1 protein-coding gene is annotated in these 2,296 nt (G+C 41.1%); it reads left to right on the forward strand.

What is annotated here, in order from left to right:
• The first annotated feature begins 1,269 nt into the window (after positions 1-1,269).
• A complete protein-coding gene (locus NB504_RS18415; protein ID WP_258429604.1) occupies positions 1,270-2,043 on the forward strand; it encodes an aminoglycoside phosphotransferase family protein in 774 nt (257 codons plus the stop codon).
• The last annotated feature ends 253 nt before the right edge of the window (positions 2,044-2,296 follow it).

Genomic DNA, 2,296 nt, shown 5'->3' on the forward strand with positions numbered 1-2,296 from the left:
TTTTAAGTTTATAAAAAAGTTCGTTCTTTAGTTTTGAAAGTGTCGGTGTCAATCGGTTGGCCTAACAAACGGCTCAAGAGGGATTGCCAACGCTTGGCGACTTTAGTACAAAATTGAAGTTCAGTGTTTACAGTGTGTTTTTTGAGTTCGGCGGTGCGTTGTCAACCCCTTAGCCGGGCGTTATGCAACTCAGGTAAATTTAGGGGTTCAATCTTTTGGGATTTCTCCGGCCATTCGTTTTGTGTTGTCGGCAAATGAGCATTTTTACCTTCAAATTCATGGTGAACTCAAGCCGTAAAACAGGCAAGGTTCTTTGTTTGCCTCAATCAGTTTTAGCGTTGGCGCGTTGTAAATTAAGTGGGCGCAAAGTGTGGAAAGGGCAAGTTATTCGATCATTTCGCATTTGCTAAAAGTCTTGCTCGGCGAGTTTGTCTGACGCAAAAGCTTGGTTTGTTGCTGAAAGGTGGACTTTGTTTTGGCGGCTTATTTATCACGGCTCTGGCTTGGGTTGGTTCTTGAATTACTCAACCATTGCAATGGTGGCTTTTGGTCGTGTAAAGTCAGTTTATCTCATTGAATTTGCATAACAAACGGCTCAAGAGGGATTGCCAACGCGTGGCGACTTTAGTGCAAAATTGAAGTTCAGTGTTTACAGTGTGTTTTTTGAGTTCGGCGGTGCGTTGTCAACCCCTTAGCCGGGCGTTATGTGTTTGGTTAGTTTTTAGGTCAAAGCTACGATTTCATTGAGAATTCGTTCTGTATTTTCGGCAAGTTGGCTTGGTCGAAATGGATTCTTGAACAACCTGAGATTGATCGTTTTCAAGGTTCTTGGGTTGCCTCAATTAAGTTTTGGATCTGGTTTATGTTGAATTTTATCGGTTTCAAATCGCTTTAATTGAAATGTCCTTTTAACTGGTTTTCTTGCTGAAGCTCAGCTCTGAAAGTCTGGTGAAGCAAAAGGTTTTGTTGTGGCTGAAAGGGCGCTTTCTTTGTTGTTGGTTCTGCAAGTGGCTCTCTTTGGCTAATATCGCTGTGAAATTTAGGGTTTGGTCAGCATCGTTTTTGCACGTAACTTATTAAAATGCCTTCATTTTTACGGTGGTTTACTTTGAATTCACGGTAAAATTCACATAACAAGCAATTCAAGTGGATTCTCAACGCGTGGCAGTTTTACTATGCGTCAGGTAAAGTGTTTTACGGTGCAATGCAGCGGCTTGGTCAGTGCGTTGTTCACCACTTAATTGGGCGTTAGTTGCACAGGGAGGTATCGTGGAAGAATTATCAGGCGGAAGAGAATCTGCAATATATCGAGATGGTGAAGTCGTCTATCGACCTCTTCAGTCATGGAGCTCTACAATTCATCTAATTTTGAAACACCTTGAGCAAGCAAAGGTAGATGAAAGTCCAAAATTTCTTGGTGTAAATCAAGACCAAGAAATCCTAAGTTTTGTAACAGGTGATACCTACAATTATCCGTTAGTTGGCGCAATCGCAACAAATGAAGCACTCATTTCAGCGGGTAAATTACTACGTAAAATACATGACTCAACTATTCCACTATTGGAGCAACTTAATGTCAAAGTACACCGATGGATGTTAGAGCCAAGAGAACCATTTGAGGTTATTTGTCATGGTGACTTTACCCCTTACAATGTCGCCCTATTAGAAAATACAGTTGTCGGTGTGTTTGACTTCGACACAGCGCACCCTGCACCAAGAATATGGGATTTAGCATATTCAGTTTATTGTTGGTCTCCATTCAAAACGGACAGCAATGATAAGCTAGGGACAATTTTAGAGCAGGTGGCTAGAGCTAAGTTGTTCTGTGACAGTTACGGTGCAACTGAATCAGAAAGAGAACAATTAGCCGATGCTATGGTTCAGCGATTACAGGCTTTAGTAACCTTCATGCGTAGTGAAGCCCAAAATGGTAATGAATCCTTTGCTGAAAATATAGAGCAAGGTCATCTTCAAGCTTATCTAAATGACATAGAATATATCACTGAAAATAAAGAAAAAATTCAGTGTGCATTGTGTAACTAACAAACTGCTCAAGAGGGATTCACAACGCGTGGCATTTTTACTATGCGTTGATTTTAGTGATTAAGGTGATATGCAGCGGCTTCGGTATTGCGTTGTTCACCCCTTAGCAGGGCGTTATGCAACTCAGGGAAATTTAGGTGTTCAATCTTTTTAGATTTCTCCGGCCATTCGTTTTGTGTTGTCGGCAAATGAGCTTTTTGACCTTAAAATTCGTGGTTCACTCAAGCCGTAAAACAGATAAGGTTCTTTGTTT

Origin of the sequence: Vibrio sp. RM-69-4, from assembly GCF_024743775.1 — a bacterium.
Taxonomy (GTDB): domain Bacteria; phylum Pseudomonadota; class Gammaproteobacteria; order Enterobacterales; family Vibrionaceae; genus Vibrio; species Vibrio anguillarum.